The following is a 15,749-nucleotide window of genomic DNA, read 5'->3' as shown; positions in this document are numbered from 1 at the left end:
GGCTTGCTCGCGAGGACGGTGTATCAGTCGCCAGCAATATTGACTGACCGGGCCTCTTCGCGAGCAAGCCCGCTCCCACAGGTTTAGCGGCGATTTAATCGTCCGCGTTGGGGTCCAGGTCCGGGAACATCACCTCGGTGAAGCCGAACTTGCTGAAGTCGGTGATACGCGACGGGTACAGGCGGCCGATCAGGTGATCACACTCATGCTGCACCACCCGTGCGTGGAACCCCGAGGCAATGCGTACGATGGGATCACCCTTGGGGTCGACGCCTTCGTAGCGAATCTGCTGGTAACGCTGCACCGCGCCGCGCAGGCCGGGTACGGACAAACAGCCTTCAAAACCCTCTTCCAGGATCGGGCTCAGCGGTGTGATCAACGGATTGATCAGGATCGTCTGCGGTACGGCTTCGGCATCCGGATAACGCTCGCTGTGCTCGAAACCGAAGATCACCAGTTGCAGGTCGACGCCGATCTGCGGTGCAGCCAGGCCAACGCCCCCCACACTTTCCATGGTCTGGAACATGTCATCGATCAGTTGCCACAGTTCGGGGCTGTCGAACATTTCGGCCGGCACCGGCGGGGCAATGCGCAGCAGGCGCTCATCGCCCATTTTCAGAATTTCACGAATCATGATCAGGTTTCATCAATGGTTGGTTTGGGTTGTGAATGATCACGGCCCAGTCCCGAAACGTGGTGTTTTTCCTCATGGACGGGACCATGCTCGCCGGCAACTTTTTCGCCCGGGTCCTTGCCCTCTCGCGACATGTGTTCGATCACCGCGTTCATCTCCGCGCCCAGCAGCAGCACCGCGGCGGAAATGTAGAAGTACAGCAACAGCACGATGATCGCACCGATACTGCCATACATGGCGTTGTAGTTGGCGAACTCCTTGACGTACAGACCGAAGCCGAGGGAGGCAATGATCCACACCACCACCGCCAGCACCGAACCGGGGGTAATGAAGCGAAACTCCTGTTTGACGTCGGGCATGACGTAGTAGATCAACGCCACCGCGACCATCAACAGAATCACGATCACCGGCCAGCGCACGATGGTCCATAAGGTGACGATGAAATCCTCAAGCCCGACCTGCGAGGCGATCCAGCCCATCACTTGCGGACCGAGCACCATCAGCGCCGCCGCAATCAGCAGCATGCCGGCAATGCCGACGGTGTAGATAATCGACAACGGAAAGCGTTTCCACAGCGGGCGCCCTTCAACCACGTCGTAGGCCGCGTTCATCGCGCTCATCATCAGCCGCACACCCGCCGAGGCGGTGTACAGCGCAATCACGATACCCACCGAGAGCAAGCCACCCTTGGACTGCTGCAACTGGTCGATCACCGGGTTGACCTGCTCCAACGCCTGGGGCGGCAATACGAGTTCCGATTGCAGGCGCAGCCAGGAGAAGAAATCCGGCAGGTGCAGGAAGCCGATCAGGGCAATCAGGAACAGGATGAAAGGAAACAGCGAAAACAGCATTTGATAGGCCAGCGCCGAGGCATAGGTCGACATCTCGTCGTCGATGAACTCGGTGACCGTGCGCATCATCACACGGTGCAGGGGCAAGCCTCTCATGTCCGGAAAAATCATTCGCGTCTCCATTCGCCGCATACGGATTTGGGTTGAAGTCGTGGCGACTCAGGGGCCGTTTTCTTTCATCAAGGTAGCCCAGTTGGCGACTTTGAAACAATTTCAATGCGCAAGTTCAGGCTGACACAAAAACGGCCATCTGAAGATGGCCGCTTGCTGTTTTCATTAAAGGCCGGATCACGCCTTGTCGATACCTTTCTTGAGCGCATCCTTGGCCTTGCCGACCGCTTGCTGGGCCTCGCCTTTGCGTTCCTGCATCACGCCTTCGGCACGCAGTTTATCGTTGCCGGTGGCTTTGCCGACGCCCTGTTTGACGTTGCCGGCGGCTTCATTGGCCATGCCTTTGACTTTATCGCTTGTGCTGCCCATGGTGATTCTCCGGTGAACATTTCAATGGGAAGAAAAGTCGTTACACAAGGTTGACCGGGGGCTTTTGCAGGGAGTTTCATTTATTTTCACCGCGACATTTCATCGCTCAGTGCAGGTTGCGCTTTATGTTTGCGGGCCAACCCCTGAGAATGCGCAACACATTCAGGCCATGGCGCTGAAGATCCAATCCCGTAGGAATGTTATGAAACTCGATAAAAAGCAGGCCATTGCCCGCAGAAACCAGGAACTCGGCGGTGCTGTGCTTGGCGTCAACAACTGCCACTTCGCCGAACTGAACCGCAACCGCAACATCTGGTGGTTCGACCTCCCGGTGACGCGCCTGGCCATCGGTCAGTACGAGTGGATTCACCTGCTGATGCACTCGCCGGCCACCGACGAGTTGCTGCACCTGAAAGTGCCGACCGTGTTCCTGCGCGAGAAGCTCGAAGGCCTGGTGGTGCGCAATGAAGGCAAGCGCAAGGCGGCATTGAGCCTGGAACTGAGCGCTGACAAGGACTCCTTCCTGCAGGACATGCGCCCGGCGGGCACCAACGTCAACTTCGCGCCGTTTCGCTTGTAATACACAGAACCCTTGTGGCGAGGGGGCTTGCCTCCGTTGGGCTGCGAAGCGGCCCCAAAACCTGCAACCGAGATTTGTCAGACACACCGCGCTCATCTGATTTGCGACGGCTACGCCGCCGAACGGGGGCAAGCCCCCTCGCCACAAAAGCCCCTTCGCCAAAAGTCTGCACCAACAAAAAGCCCCGCATCTGCGGGGCTTTTTGTTGATTACGCGGTGGCTTTCTTCGCGTTGATCTTCTTCAGCTCTTCATCGCGCAGTTCACGACGCAGGATCTTGCCAACGTTAGTGGTCGGCAAAGCGTCGCGGAACTCCACGGAGCGCGGAACCTTGTAGCCGGTGACGTTGGCGCGCATGTGCTCCATCACCTGTTCCTTGGTCAGGGTCACACCCGGCTTGGCAACGATGAAAATCTTGATCGCCTCGCCCGACTTCTCGTCTGGTATGCCGATGGCCGCGCATTGCAGCACGCCAGGCAGGGTGGCCAGCACGTCTTCGAGTTCGTTCGGGTACACGTTGAATCCGGAAACCAGGATCATGTCTTTCTTGCGATCGACAATGCGCATGAAGCCATCGGGCTGGATCAGCGCGATGTCACCGGTCTTCAACCAGCCTTCGCTGTCGAGGATTTCATCGGTGGCTTCCTGACGCTGCCAGTAACCCTTCATGACTTGCGGGCCCTTCACGCACAGCTCGCCGATTTCACCCAACGGCTGCTCGACACCGGCATCGTTGATGACTTTGCACAGGGTCGACGGCACCGGAATGCCGATGGTGCCGACCTGGATGTGCTGGATCGGGTTCACCGTCGCCACCGGGCTGGTTTCGGTCATGCCGTAGCCTTCGCAGATGGCGCAACCGGTCACCGCTTTCCAGCGTTCGGCCGCAGCCAGTTGCAGGGCCATGCCGCCCGACAAGGTGACTTTCAGCGCCGAGAAGTCCAGCTTGCGGAAGCCTTCGTTGTTGCACAGGGCCACAAACAGGGTATTAAGGCCGACAAAGCCGCTGAACTTCCACTTCGACAGTTCCTTGACCATCGCCGGCAGGTCGCGCGGGTTGCTGATCAGGATGTTGTGGTTGCCCGCCAGCATCATCGCCATGCAATGAAAGGTGAATGCATAGATGTGGTACAGCGGCAGCGGCGTGATCAGGATCTCGCAACCTTCATTGAGGTTCGAACCCATCAGCGCCTTGCACTGCAGCATGTTCGCCACCAGGTTGCGGTGGGTCAGCATCGCACCCTTGGCCACGCCGGTGGTGCCGCCGGTATATTGCAGCACCGCAACATCGCTGCTGGCAGGGTTGGCTTCCGCCACTGGCTGGCCCAGGCCTTTGCTCAGCACGTCATTGAACTTGACGGCTTTTGGCAAGTGATAGGCCGGCACCATTTTCTTCACGTACTTGATGACGCTATTGATCAGCAAGCGCTTGAGCGGCGGCAGCAGGTCAGCGACTTCGGTGACGATCACGTGCTTGACGCCGGTTTTCGGCACCACGGTTTCCGCCAGGTGCGCCATGTTGGCCAGGCAGACCAGGGCCTTGGCACCGGAGTCGTTGAATTGGTGCTCCATTTCCCGCGCGGTGTACAGCGGGTTGGTGTTGACCACGATCAGCCCGGCGCGGATGGCGCCGAAGACGGCAACCGGGTACTGCAACACGTTGGGCAGTTGCACGGCGATTCGATCGCCGGGCTGCAAATCGGTATGCTGTTGTAGATAAGCGGCAAACGCACCGGACAATTCATACAGTTCACCGTAGGTGAGTGTCTTGCCCAGGTTGCTGAATGCCGGCTTGTTGGCGAAGCGTTGGCAGGATTGCTTCAACACTGCCTGAATATTCGGATACTCGTCTGGATTGATTTCTGCAGCAATCCCAGCTGGGTACTTATCCTTCCAAAAGTCTTCGATCATGGAAGCCCACTCCTCAGCAACGCGAATTCAGCACCGCATTTGATGCGATTATTATTGGTGTTTGGTCATTGATGAATCTGGGCTTTTACACAGGCCAAGAAGCACAAAGCGCGCCGAGAGTAGCAGCTTTGCCAAGGGTCGACTAGAGCCAAAAGCGGCCTCTACGGTCACATTTGTGACTCAAGAACCCCAAGCAGTCATTTTAGAGCAAAAAATCTATTTATGCCTGGAGCCCACGAAAACCGGGGCTTTAGCGCTAAAACTGTAGGAGCGAGCTTGCTCGCGAAAAACGTCCGGACAACGCGATCATTCAAACAGGGCGCGTTATCGTTGACGTCCATCGCGAGCGAGCTCGCTCCTACAGGGATCCGCGCAAAGCGCGGCCATTCACCGATCAAGCGATATCACGCAACTCCCGCCGCAAAATCTTGCCCACCGGCGTCATTGGCAACGACTCACGCAGCACGATGTGCTTGGGTACTTTGTACGCCGTGAAGTTCTCCTTGCAGTAAGCCTTCAGCTCTTCAAGGCTGACGCCCGCCTCTCGGGCCACCACGAACAACTTCACCGCCTCTCCCGACCGTTCATCTGGCACACCGATGACCGCACAGTTGGCGACGTTCGGGTGAGCCATCACCACGTCTTCGATCTCGTTCGGGTACACGTTGAAACCCGAGACAATGATCATGTCCTTCTTGCGATCGACGATGCGCACGAAACCGTCCGGGTCGATCACTGCAATGTCACCGGACTTGAACCAACCCTCGGCATCCAGCACCTCGGCCGTGGCATCGGGTTTCTGCCAGTAGCCCTTCATGATCTGCGGGCCTTTGATGCACAGCTCGCCACGCTCACCCAAAGGTTGTTCGACGCCATCATCGCTGATGACTTTCAGGGTGGTGCCCGGCACCGGCATGCCGACCGTACCGATCCGCGACTTGTCGCCATACGGGTTGGTACAGGCCACCGGCGAAGTTTCGGTCAGGCCGTAACCTTCGGTGATGCGGCAACCGGTCAGTTGCTCCCAACGCTCGGCGGTGGCCTTGACCAGCGCAGTGCCGCCGGAGTTGGTGAGCTTGAGGCTGGAGAAGTCCAGGGTCTTGAAGTCCGGGTGATCCATCAGCGCGACGAACAGCGTGTTGAGCCCCAGCAACGCCGAGAACCGCCAGTTCTTCAGCTCCTTGATGAAACCGCCGATGTCCCGTGGGTTGGTGATCAGCACGTTGTGGTTGCCGGTCACCATCATGCACATGCAGTTCGCCGTGAAGGCATAGATATGGTAGAGCGGCAGCGGCGCGATCATGACCTCCTGGCCTTCGCGCAACAACGGTTGTCCGTCGCTGGACGACTGGCTGAGGCAGGCCCGTGCCTGTTGCATGTTCGCCACCAGGTTGCCATGGGTCAGCATCGCGCCCTTGGCCAGGCCGGTGGTGCCGCCGGTGTATTGCAGCACGGCGATGTCGTCGAGGCCGACGTTCAGCGGCTTGATACCCAGCCCCCGGCCCATGCGTAGCGCGCTCTTGAAGGAAACAGCCTGGGGCAAGGAATAGTCCGGGACCATCTTCTTGACCTTGCTCACCACAGTGTTGACCAGCCAACCCTTGGCGGTGGGCATCAGGTCGCCCATCTTCGCTTCGATCAGGTACTGGATATCGGTGTCGGGGAGCACTTCCTGGACTTTCTGGCCGAACATGTTCAGGTACACCAGCGCCCGGGCACCGGAGTCCTTGAACTGATGGCGCATTTCCCGCGCGGTGTACAACGGATTGGTGTTGACCACGATCAGCCCGGCGCGCAAGGCACCGAACACGGCAATCGGGTAATGCAGGACGTTGGGCATCTGCACTGCGATGCGGTCCCCCGGCACCAGGTCGGTGTGGGCTTGCAGGTAGCCTGCGAAAGCAGCGCTTTGGCGTTCCAGTTCGGCGTAGGTCAGGGTGACGCCCATGTTGCTGAACGCGGGGCGGTCAGCAAACTTCTTGCAGGAACGCTCGAACACCTCGATCACCGATTTGAAGGCCCCCAGATCGATATCCAGGGGGACGCCGGCCGGGCGTTTGTCATTCCAGAAATCAGGTTGCATTGTTCTTGTCCTCTTTACCTGAATCTATCCGGGGCCACTGTTCTGTCATTTCTCAAGAAAAATGCAAAAAGCGGAGCTTCACGGACACTAGCAGTTATGACGTAGCAGGCAAATATGCCAACCGCCGTCATTGATCGTATGAATCTTTCTGCCGTGGCGTAGCCTGATCAGACGCCCGTTCAAGGATGCGCTATAAACTGCAACGAGCTGTTTCCAACCAGGCAGCCCCATGCAAAGGAACCGCCATGATCCATGACACTTTCTGGCTGACCACGAGCGACCACAGTCGCCTCTTCGTCAACCAGTGGCTTCCCGACGGCAGCCTCAAGGCAATTATTCTGCTGGCCCACGGCATGGCCGAGCACAGCGCTCGCTATGGCCCGCTGGCGGAAAAACTCTGTGATCAGGGCTATGGCGTGTGTGCACCGGACCTGCGTGGACATGGCAAAACTGCCGAAAACGGGACGCTCGGACATTTCGCCGATGACGATGGCTGGTGCAAGGTCGTGAGCGACCTGGCCAGCCTCAACCAGCACATCGGCCAGCAGCACCCTGGCATACCGATCGTGCTGCTCGGCCACAGCATGGGCAGTTACATTGCCCAGGCTTATCTGCTGCACCACAGTGCCAGCCTGCATGGGGCAATCCTCAGCGGCTCGAATTTCCAACCCGTAGCGCTTTATCGCGCGGCACGGCAGATCGCCCGTCTCGAACGCCTGCGCCAGGGCGGCAAAGGACGCAGCGCCTTGATCGAATGGCTGTCCTTCGGCTCGTTCAACAACAAATTCAAACCGGCACGCACGCCGTTCGACTGGCTCAGCCGTGATCCGGCGCAGGTCGATCTGTACGTCAACGACCCGCTTTGCGGTTTCCGCTGCACCAATCAACTGTGGATCGACTTGCTCGGTGGCTTGCAGCAAATCAGCAAAGCGTCCAATCTCGCCCAGATCGATCCGGGCCTGCCGCTGCTGGTGATTGGCGGTGAATGTGATCCGGTGAGTGAGGGCAAACGTCTCAAGGATCTGGCCGACGCGCTGCGGGCGGCCGGCAGCCAGCACCTGCAACTGACCGTTTACCCGCAGGCACGGCACGAACTGTTCAACGAGAGCAACCGCGATGAAATCATCGCCGATGTGCTGAACTGGATCGCACAGGCCTTGAGCACTCCTCGGCCACACCGATCCGAATAGTTTTTTTGTGAATTTTTTAATTCGTCACAGGAATTGAGACAGATGACCCAGGTTACCAACACCCCTTACGAAGCCCTCGAAGTCGGCCAGACCGCCAGTTTCAGCAAGACCGTCGAAGAGCGCGACATCCAGTTGTTCGCTGCAATGTCCGGCGACCACAACCCAGTGCACCTGGATGCCGAATACGCCGCCAGCACCATGTTCAAGGAACGCATCGCCCACGGCATGTTCAGCGGTGCACTGATCAGCGCGGCGGTCGCTTGCGAATTGCCTGGGCCGGGGACTATCTACATCGGCCAGACAATGAGCTTTCAGAAACCGGTGAAAATTGGCGACACCCTGACAGTGCGCCTGGAAATCCTCGAAAAATTGCCGAAGTTTCGCGTGCGCATTGCCACGCGCGTGTTCAACCAGCGCGATGAACTGGTGGTGGACGGCGAGGCGGAAATCCTCGCGCCACGCAAGCAACAGAGCGTGACGTTGACTGAACTGCCGGCGATCAGCATCGGCTGATTGACGGGTCAAAAACAAACAATGTGGGAGCGGGCTTGCTCGCGAAGGGGGCGTGTCAGTCACTGATAATGGTGACAGGCGGATCGCCTTCGCGAGCAAGCCCGCTCCCACAGTTGTTTCAGGCTGGCTTACGAACGGGCACGCGCCTGGTTACGCAGGGCTTTGACCTGGTCGTGGTTACGCTGTACGCCGTGGTACTGACGCTCAACCAGGTCACGAATGCCCACCAGGTTGTGCTTGTTGATTTTCTCCATGGCATCCCGATAAGCCTTCAATGCATGGTCTTCACCGCGCTCGGCTTCATTGAGTACAGCCTCTTCGTCCTTGCTGGTGAACATCGACTTCACGTCGACCCAACGACGGTGCAGGTCGCCGCTGACACTGGTGGAAGTTTCCGGATCGCCACCCATCGAACGCACGGCAGACTGCAATTCCGCAGCGGCAGTGCCGCAATCAGTCGCACGATTGATAAACAGGGTTTTGAGTTCAGGGTGCTTGATGTCTTCAGCGCAAGTCTTGAACCCGGCCTGACCGTCCTTGCTGGTTTCAATCAGGTCATTGAGTACAGAAATCGCTTCTTTGTTCATGTCGGTCATTTTTCAATTCCTCGCGGGTGATGAAAGATGCAATGAGTAGTGCACCCTGCATGCCAGCCTGGAACTGTTACATTATTCTTTATTTTTCAAACAGTTATCTATTATCCGAAAATCTGTATCCGTTTTATTTGCATGATCTGTCATTTGGCCTGCATGCAGAATGCCTGTATTTTCCAGACTGACTGAATCAAGACGACCGATCGATGAATCCTGAAAAGCTCGAACTGCTGATCACCCGCGAAATGCCCTTCGGCAAGTACAAGGGTCGAATCATTGCCGACCTGCCCGGCCCCTACCTGAACTGGTTCGCCCGGGAGGGCTTCCCCCATGGCGAGTTGGGTGGCCTGCTGGCACTGATGCAGGAAATCGATCACAACGGTTTGTCGGACTTGCTTGAACCGCTGCGCGCCAAACACGGCAAACCGGCCCCGCGCCACTGAATCACCTACCGAGTAGCCCATGCCCGACAACACCCGCCGCGCCCGTGATGAAGCTTTCTGGCAAACCTTTGCCGACCGCTACGATGTCGAACCCGGCCCGCTCAATCTGGAAAACGGTTACTTCGGGCGCATGTCGCGCACGGTGGTCGAGGAATACCAGCGCAACATCGAACTCATCAATCGCAGTAACTCGGTGTACGTGCGTCAGCGTTTCGAACAGGACGACAGCCTGAAGATCCGCGCGCAACTGGCCAGGCTGATTGGTGTACCCGCCGACAGCATCGCCCTGACCCGTAACGCGTCGGAAGGCTTGCAGTCGCTGATCCGCAACTACAACCGGCTGCAGCCCGGCGATCAAGTACTGTTCTGCGATCTGGAATACGACACGGTCAAAGGCGCCATGCGTTGGCTGGCACGCAATCGTGGTGTCGAAGTGATCGAGATCGAACACACGCACCCGGCAACCTTCGACGGCTTGCTCAATACCTATCGGGAAGCCTTCGCGAAGTATCCACGGCTGAAGTTGATGGCCCTGACCCACGTCACCCATCGCACGGGCCTGGTGATGCCGGTGCAGGCGATTGCTGCCGCGGCGAAGGAACATGGCATCGACGTCATCCTCGATGGTGCCCATGCCCTCGGCCAGATCGAATTCGACCTCACCGACCTGGGCATCTACTTCGCCGGTTTCAACCTGCACAAGTGGATCGGCGCGCCGTTGACGCTCGGCTTTATCTATATCGCTCCCGAGCGCCTGGCCGACATCGACCCGGACATGGGCGAGATGCATTATCCGCCGACTGACATCCGTGCCCGCACTTCGTACAGCACTCCCAACATCCCGGCGCTGCTGACCCTGCCGCTGGTGCTCGAAGAACATTGGGCGATGGGAGGAGCCGAGGCCAAGGGCGCGCGCCTCAATTACCTGCGCAACCTGTGGGTGCGCGAAGTTCGCGAACTTCCGGGCATCGAGGTGTTGACCCCGGATGATCCACGACTGTATTGCGGCATCACTTCGATGCGCTTTACCCAACAGGCCGATCAACAGGTGATGGTCGAACGGCTGCTCAACGACTACAACCTGTTCACCGTGGTGCGCAGTGGCGCGGCTTGCGGGCCGTGCATCCGCGTGACACCGGGATTGACCAGCACTGCCGACCATATGCAGCAGTTGATCACCGCGCTGAAAGAACTGCGCTGAACACTCACCATTGTGGGAGCGAGCTTGCTCGCGATGGTCGTGAACGATAACGCGTGAATCCTGATGCCCAGTGGCGCTCTCGGGTTTTTCGCGAGCAGGCTCGCTCCTACAGGGATTGGCGCAGTTTTCTACGGGCAAAAAAAACGGTGCACCGACCAAGCGCACCGTAAAGCCGTAGAACACACAACGAAGTGTCGGGTGAAGCGATCAGTCCAGCAGCGCCAAGGCCTCGGCGGTGCATTCCTGAATGCGGGCCCAGTCGCCGTTCTTGATCCACTCCGGATCAAGCATCCAGCTACCGCCCACGCACATGACGTTTTTCAGCGCCATGTAGCTCTTGATATTGGCCGGGCCCACGCCGCCGGTCGGGCAGAATTTCACTTCGCCGAACGGGCCGCCCAAAGCCTTGATGGCTGCAACACCACCGCTGACTTCCGCCGGGAACAGCTTGAAGCGGCGATAGCCCAGACCATAGCCTTCCATGATGCCAGAGGCATTGCTGATGCCCGGCAACAGTGGAATCGGGCTGGCAACGCTGGCTTCCAGCAAGTCGCGGGTGATGCCCGGCGTGACGATGAACTGCGAACCCGCCGCTTCCGCCGCCGCCAGCATCTGGCGATCAAGCACGGTACCGGCACCTGTCACCAACTCCGGACGCTGCTCGCGCAGAATCTGGATGGCCTTGAGGCCGAACTGCGAACGCAGGGTCACTTCCAGTGCGGTCAGGCCACCGGCAGCGAGGGCATCCGCCAGCGGCAGGACATCCTGCTCGCGGGCAATGGTGATCACCGGCAGAATCCGCGCTTTCGCGCAGAGGCTGTCGATCAGGGCAACTTTGTCCGCCATGGAAACGGTCGGGGATGGGGTTGTCATAGCGGCTGTTCCTTGGCTCATGGGCACCAGTAAATCTCTAACGTGGGTTGCAGAAATGCGCGCACCGGCATTTCGGCGACATCGTCACCGGCCAGTGCGGTACTCAGGGTGGTCAGCTTGGACTGACCGGAAATCGATAGAACTTTGTGCTTGGCCGAGGCCAGCAGTGCGCGGCTCATGGTCAAGCGCTGATGCGGCACGGTCGGCGCCAGCATCGGCCAGCAGCGACGGGTGCCATCGGCCTGCAATGCCTCGGCAAGGTTCGGGCTGTTGGGGAACAACGACGCGGTGTGGCCGTCATCGCCCATACCGAGGATCAGTACATCGATCACCGGCAGTTCGGACAGCAACCGGTCGGCCTGCTCGGCCGCCTGTTCAAGATTGGCGCTAGCGCTGTAGAGGCTGAGGAACTGCGCCTTGGCCGCCGGGCCTTGCAGCAGGTAACGCTTGATCAGGCCGGCGTTGCTGTCAGCGTGCTCCACCGGCACCCAGCGCTCGTCGGCCAGGCTGACCACCACGTTCGACCAGTCCAGCGTCTGCTTGGCCAGGTGCTGGAAAAACGCCACCGGGCTGCGGCCACCGGACACCACCAGGGTCGCAGTGCCCTGGGCGTCGATCGCATTGCTCAATTGTTTGGCCACATTCAGTGCCAGGCTTTCAGCCAGCAGCACCGGGCTCTTGAACGCATGGGCGCTGACGCCCTGCGGTAGATTCAGTTTAGATATCGCCATACCACGACCTCCCGTCCCGCGTGATCAGAGCAATGGAGCTCATCGGCCCCCAGGACCCGGCCGCGTACGGCTTGGGCGCATCACCGGATTTTTTCCACCCGGCGATCAACTGGTCACACCACTTCCACGCGGCTTCGATTTCATCTTTACGGACAAACAGGTTCTGATTGCCGCGCATCACTTCCAGCAACAACCGCTCGTAGGCATCGGGAATCCGTGCGCTGCTCCAGGTGTCGGAAAAATTCAGCTGCAACGGACCGCTGCGCAGCTGCATGCCTTTGTCCAGGCCTTGATCCTTGGTCATCACGCGCAAGGAAATGCCTTCGTCCGGTTGCAGGCGGATAATCAGTTTGTTGCTGATTTGCAGGCGCTGCTCGGGAGCGAAGATGTAGTGCGACGGTTCCTTGAAGTGGATGACGATCTGCGACAGCTTCTGCGGCATGCGCTTGCCGGTACGCAGGTAAAACGGCACGCCGGCCCAGCGCCAGTTGCGGATGTCGGCACGCAGGGCGACGAAGGTTTCAGTGTCGCTCTGGGTATTGGAATTGGGTTCTTCCAGGTAGCCCGGCACCGCTTTGCCTTCGCTGTAGCCGGCGATGTACTGGCCGCGCACCACTTGAGTGGTCAAGCCTTCCGGGCTGATCGGCGCCAGGGCCTTGAGCACCTTGACCTTCTCGTCACGGATGCTGTCGGCGGACAGGTCGGCCGGCGGGTCCATGGCGATCAGGCAGAGCAGTTGCAGCAGGTGATTCTGGATCATGTCGCGCAACTGGCCGGCCTTGTCGAAGTAACCCCAGCGGCCTTCGATACCGACCTTCTCGGCCACGGTGATTTCCACGTGGGAAATGTAATTCTGGTTCCACTGGGTTTCGAACAGGCTGTTGGCGAAACGCAGGGCGATCAGGTTCTGGACAGTCTCTTTGCCCAGGTAGTGGTCGATGCGGTAGGTGCGGTTCTCCGGGAAGAACTGCGCCACGGCGTCATTGACCTTGCGCGAGGATTCCAGGTCCGAACCGATGGGCTTTTCCAGCACCACACGGGTATTTTCCGCCAGGCCGACCTTGGCCAGGTTTTCACAGATCGCACCGTAGACGGCAGCCGGCGTGGCGAAGTAGGCAATGACCCGCTGCGTGGTGCCGGCGACTTCGGCCAGGGCCACATAGTCTTCGGATTTGAGGAAGTCGACGTGCAGGTAGCTCAGGCGTGCCAGAAAACGCTCGACCACGGCTTCGTCCAGCTCTTTGGCACCGACATAGCGGCGCAGCTCGGAGGCGATGAACGTCAGGTGTTCCTGCTCGCTGCCAGCCTCACGGGCCAGCGCGATGATGCGCGTGTCCTCGTGCAACAGGCCCGCGCCGTCGAGTTGGTAAAGGGCAGGAAACAGCTTGCGCAAGGCCAGATCGCCCAGGGCGCCGAACAAGGCAAAGGTGCACGGTTCAACCGTAATCGAGAGCATGATGTTTGTTCTTTTATCAAGTTAAGCTACAAATACCTTTTTTCAAGGCATCACTCAAGGGAAAATGTAGTAATAACCACAACATTTTCGCAAAATACAGATTCCGAGTGGTGGTCGGTCGGAGCCATCAGTAGGATAGGCCACCGTTACGGGCCTCACCAAAGGCCCTTTTTGCATTAGCCGCGCGCTTATCGGTGCCGGTGAATCAAGGATACTTATATGGACCGCGTGCGAAATTTACTGGAGCAAATCCAGAATCGCCTTGAAGAGCTGAACAAGGCCGAACGCAAAGTCGCCGAGGTGATCCTGCTCAACCCGCAGCAGGCCACCCGCTTCAGCATCGCCGCCCTCGCCCAGGCCGCCTCGGTCAGCGAACCGACGGTCAACCGGTTCTGCCGTTCGTTCGGCGTCAGCGGCTACCCCGAGCTCAAACTGCAACTGGCCCAGAGCCTGGCCAGTGGAGCCGCGTATGTCAGCCGCGCGGTGGAAGCCGACGACAATCCGGAAGCCTATACCAAGAAGATTTTCGGCAGCGCCATCGCATCATTGGACAGTGCCCTGCAGGCCCTGGACCCGAACCTGATCAGCCGCGCCGTCGACCTGTTGATCCAGGCCCGGCAGATCCACTTCTTCGGCCTCGGCGCCTCGGCCCCGGTGGCACTGGATGCGCAGCACAAGTTCTTCCGTTTCAACCTCGCCGTCACCGCCCACGCGGATGTGCTGATGCAGCGCATGATTGCCTCGGTAGCCCACACCGGCGAGTTGTTCGTGATCATTTCCTACACTGGCCGCACCCGTGAACTGGTGGAAGTGGCGCGCATTGCCCGGGAAAACGGCGCCTCGGTACTTGGCCTGACCGCCGAGAACTCGCCACTGGCCAAGGCCAGCACCCTGAGCCTGAACATTCCGCTGCCGGAAGACACCGACATCTACATGCCGATGACGTCGCGGATCATCCAGCTGACCGTGCTGGACGTGCTCGCCACTGGCATGACCTTGCGTCGCGGGGTGGATTTCCAACCGCATCTGCGCAAGATCAAGGAGAGTTTGAATGCCAGCCGGTATCCGGTTGGGGATGAGTTCAACTGATCCGAAATCTTGGCTGACCGGTCCGGCCTCATCGCTGGCAAGCCAGCTCCTACAGGTGACCCGGTTCCGTCAGAACGAACGCGGTCACATGTGGGAGCGGGCTTGCTCGCGAAGGGGTCAGCCCAAACACCGCAAGATCCAGAACTAGACCCCCACACGCGCCTGCAAACTCAAATGCGCCCGCTCCCCAGGTGCAAGGCACAGGCTGTCGGTGCCGCCACTTGCGGCCTCCACGCAAACGAATTCGGATATCTCGTTCCAGGTCACACCGAGCAACGGACGTGAACCGGGATGCCACACCACCGTATCGGCCGTATCCCCGGTATCAATGCACAGCGCGCGCTGCCAGACGTGGTCGTTGAGCTGCAGTTCGCCGTCATGCTGGAACACCCGCTGACAACCGCCGTCCACACGCAATTCGCCTTCCTGCTGACAAACCTGTCGGCTCAACTGGTCGTAACCCTGCGCTCCCTCGAGCCCAGACAGCGCTATCTCACTGACATCGCCAATACGCCAGTAAGCATGCAAAGCCTGGCTCAACTGGCATGGCATGTCGTCCTGATGCTCGGTACTCAGGCGCAGCTCCATGCGCTCACCCAGGTGCGCGTGCAGGTCCACCTGCCAGTCGCACAACTTCAATTGCCAGTGCAAACGCACGCCATCGTCGTCATTGCTACTGTCGAGCAGCTTCCAGTCGAGCAATCGCGCCCAGCCATGGGACGGCCAGGCATTTTCGCTCGGATGCCGGCCATACCATGGCCAACACACCGGCACGCCACCGCGAATGGCGCCGACCTGCGGCCACTTCGCCGCGCACCACAGCCAGGGTTTCTGACCCCTTGGCTGGAAGTGCAGCAACTGCGCGCCCTGGCGACTGAACACCGCCTGACATAGCGGATGATCGATCACCAGCACATCGCGCATCTGATAGCGCTCCCACGCAAACACGGAGCGCTCGCGCAAGGATTTGAAGAAGCGTTGTAGCGGATGCTCAAGCATGTGCCACGGTCCTGAAAAACATGGGTGAACTCATACGGTTGTGCACAGTGAACCACTGTGGCGAGGGGGCTTGCCCCCGTTGGAGTGCGAAGCGCTCCCAATACTGTCGCTGCCGATCGCCTG

At 59.2% G+C, this 15,749-nt stretch carries 16 protein-coding genes; 6 read left to right on the top strand and 10 right to left on the bottom strand.

The window, feature by feature from the left end; genetic code table 11:
* Nucleotides 1-94 precede the first annotated feature (94 nt).
* From def to KGA88_RS04895, 3 genes are all read right to left on the bottom strand, one after another.
* Nucleotides 95-634, bottom strand: coding sequence for a peptide deformylase (gene def, locus KGA88_RS04905; RefSeq protein ID WP_223589311.1), 540 nt, complete (start codon nucleotides 632-634; stop codon nucleotides 95-97).
* Nucleotides 635-636: 2 nt separating this feature from the next.
* Complete coding sequence (locus KGA88_RS04900) at nucleotides 637-1,596, bottom strand: YihY/virulence factor BrkB family protein (RefSeq protein WP_110659625.1); 960 nt, start codon at nucleotides 1,594-1,596, stop codon at nucleotides 637-639.
* A 177-nt stretch (nucleotides 1,597-1,773) separates the two neighbouring features.
* Nucleotides 1,774-1,965 carry a CsbD family protein gene (locus KGA88_RS04895; protein ID WP_110659626.1) on the bottom strand — a complete coding sequence of 64 codons (192 nt, stop codon included), beginning with the start codon at nucleotides 1,963-1,965 and terminating at the stop codon, nucleotides 1,774-1,776.
* A gap of 202 nt (nucleotides 1,966-2,167) precedes the next feature.
* On the opposite strand from KGA88_RS04895, the gene KGA88_RS04890 reads away from it, so the two are divergent.
* Complete coding sequence (locus KGA88_RS04890) at nucleotides 2,168-2,545, top strand: hypothetical protein (protein ID WP_110659627.1); 378 nt, start codon at nucleotides 2,168-2,170, stop codon at nucleotides 2,543-2,545.
* 209 nt (nucleotides 2,546-2,754) lie between these two features.
* Here KGA88_RS04890 and fadD1 read toward each other — a convergent pair whose 3' ends face one another.
* A complete protein-coding gene (gene fadD1 / locus KGA88_RS04885; RefSeq protein ID WP_110662809.1) occupies nucleotides 2,755-4,455 on the bottom strand; it encodes a long-chain-fatty-acid--CoA ligase FadD1 in 1,701 nt (566 codons plus the stop codon).
* 394 nt (nucleotides 4,456-4,849) lie between these two features.
* Nucleotides 4,850-6,538 carry a long-chain-fatty-acid--CoA ligase FadD2 gene (gene fadD2 / locus KGA88_RS04880; RefSeq protein WP_110662510.1) on the bottom strand — a complete coding sequence of 563 codons (1,689 nt, stop codon included), beginning with the start codon at nucleotides 6,536-6,538 and terminating at the stop codon, nucleotides 4,850-4,852.
* 245 nt (nucleotides 6,539-6,783) lie between these two features.
* Here fadD2 and KGA88_RS04875 point away from each other — a divergent pair, with 245 nt between their 5' ends.
* Together KGA88_RS04875 and KGA88_RS04870 are read left to right on the top strand one after the other, a co-directional pair.
* Nucleotides 6,784-7,728: an alpha/beta hydrolase gene (locus KGA88_RS04875; protein WP_110662509.1), complete on the top strand. Its 945-nt coding sequence runs from the start codon at nucleotides 6,784-6,786 to the stop codon at nucleotides 7,726-7,728.
* A gap of 42 nt (nucleotides 7,729-7,770) precedes the next feature.
* On the top strand, nucleotides 7,771-8,241 hold the full coding sequence (locus tag KGA88_RS04870; RefSeq protein WP_095967928.1) for a MaoC family dehydratase: 471 nt from the start codon (nucleotides 7,771-7,773) through the stop codon (nucleotides 8,239-8,241).
* A gap of 128 nt (nucleotides 8,242-8,369) precedes the next feature.
* Here the strand turns inward: KGA88_RS04870 and KGA88_RS04865 are convergent, their stop codons facing one another.
* On the bottom strand, nucleotides 8,370-8,837 hold the full coding sequence (locus KGA88_RS04865) for a ferritin-like domain-containing protein (RefSeq protein WP_223589308.1): 468 nt from the start codon (nucleotides 8,835-8,837) through the stop codon (nucleotides 8,370-8,372).
* A gap of 203 nt (nucleotides 8,838-9,040) precedes the next feature.
* Between KGA88_RS04865 and KGA88_RS04860 the strand changes: the two genes are divergently transcribed.
* On the top strand, nucleotides 9,041-9,277 hold the full coding sequence (locus KGA88_RS04860; protein WP_003227425.1) for a DUF3820 family protein: 237 nt from the start codon (nucleotides 9,041-9,043) through the stop codon (nucleotides 9,275-9,277).
* Nucleotides 9,278-9,296: 19 nt separating this feature from the next.
* Entirely contained in the window at nucleotides 9,297-10,478 is a 1,182-nt protein-coding gene (locus KGA88_RS04855) for an aminotransferase class V-fold PLP-dependent enzyme (RefSeq protein ID WP_223589305.1), read from the top strand.
* Between the two features lie 207 nt (nucleotides 10,479-10,685).
* Here KGA88_RS04855 and KGA88_RS04850 read toward each other — a convergent pair whose 3' ends face one another.
* The 3 genes from KGA88_RS04850 to zwf are packed head-to-tail and all read right to left on the bottom strand — an operon-like array spanning nucleotide 10,686 to nucleotide 13,538.
* Complete coding sequence (locus KGA88_RS04850) at nucleotides 10,686-11,351, bottom strand: bifunctional 4-hydroxy-2-oxoglutarate aldolase/2-dehydro-3-deoxy-phosphogluconate aldolase (RefSeq protein WP_008032978.1); 666 nt, start codon at nucleotides 11,349-11,351, stop codon at nucleotides 10,686-10,688.
* 17 nt (nucleotides 11,352-11,368) lie between these two features.
* Nucleotides 11,369-12,082 carry a 6-phosphogluconolactonase gene (pgl, locus tag KGA88_RS04845; protein WP_110661930.1) on the bottom strand — a complete coding sequence of 238 codons (714 nt, stop codon included), beginning with the start codon at nucleotides 12,080-12,082 and terminating at the stop codon, nucleotides 11,369-11,371.
* Nucleotides 12,069-13,538 (bottom strand): glucose-6-phosphate dehydrogenase, encoded by a 1,470-nt coding sequence (zwf, locus tag KGA88_RS04840; RefSeq protein ID WP_110661931.1) that lies wholly within the window; start codon nucleotides 13,536-13,538, stop codon nucleotides 12,069-12,071. Before zwf ends, pgl begins: the two co-directional genes overlap by 14 nt.
* Nucleotides 13,539-13,766: 228 nt before the next feature.
* Between zwf and KGA88_RS04835 the strand changes: the two genes are divergently transcribed.
* Nucleotides 13,767-14,627, top strand: coding sequence for a MurR/RpiR family transcriptional regulator (locus tag KGA88_RS04835; RefSeq protein ID WP_172681795.1), 861 nt, complete (start codon nucleotides 13,767-13,769; stop codon nucleotides 14,625-14,627).
* 144 nt (nucleotides 14,628-14,771) lie between these two features.
* On the opposite strand, the gene KGA88_RS04830 is transcribed toward KGA88_RS04835, so the two are convergent.
* Nucleotides 14,772-15,626: a D-hexose-6-phosphate mutarotase gene (locus KGA88_RS04830; RefSeq protein ID WP_110661932.1), complete on the bottom strand. Its 855-nt coding sequence runs from the start codon at nucleotides 15,624-15,626 to the stop codon at nucleotides 14,772-14,774.
* Between the last annotated feature and the right edge of the window lie 123 nt (nucleotides 15,627-15,749).

It is taken from the genome of Pseudomonas sp. A-R-19, from assembly GCF_019956575.1.
In the GTDB taxonomy this organism is placed as follows: domain Bacteria; phylum Pseudomonadota; class Gammaproteobacteria; order Pseudomonadales; family Pseudomonadaceae; genus Aquipseudomonas.
Note: the sequence above shows the minus strand (reverse complement) of the source record. Positions and strands in the feature narration are given on the sequence as shown.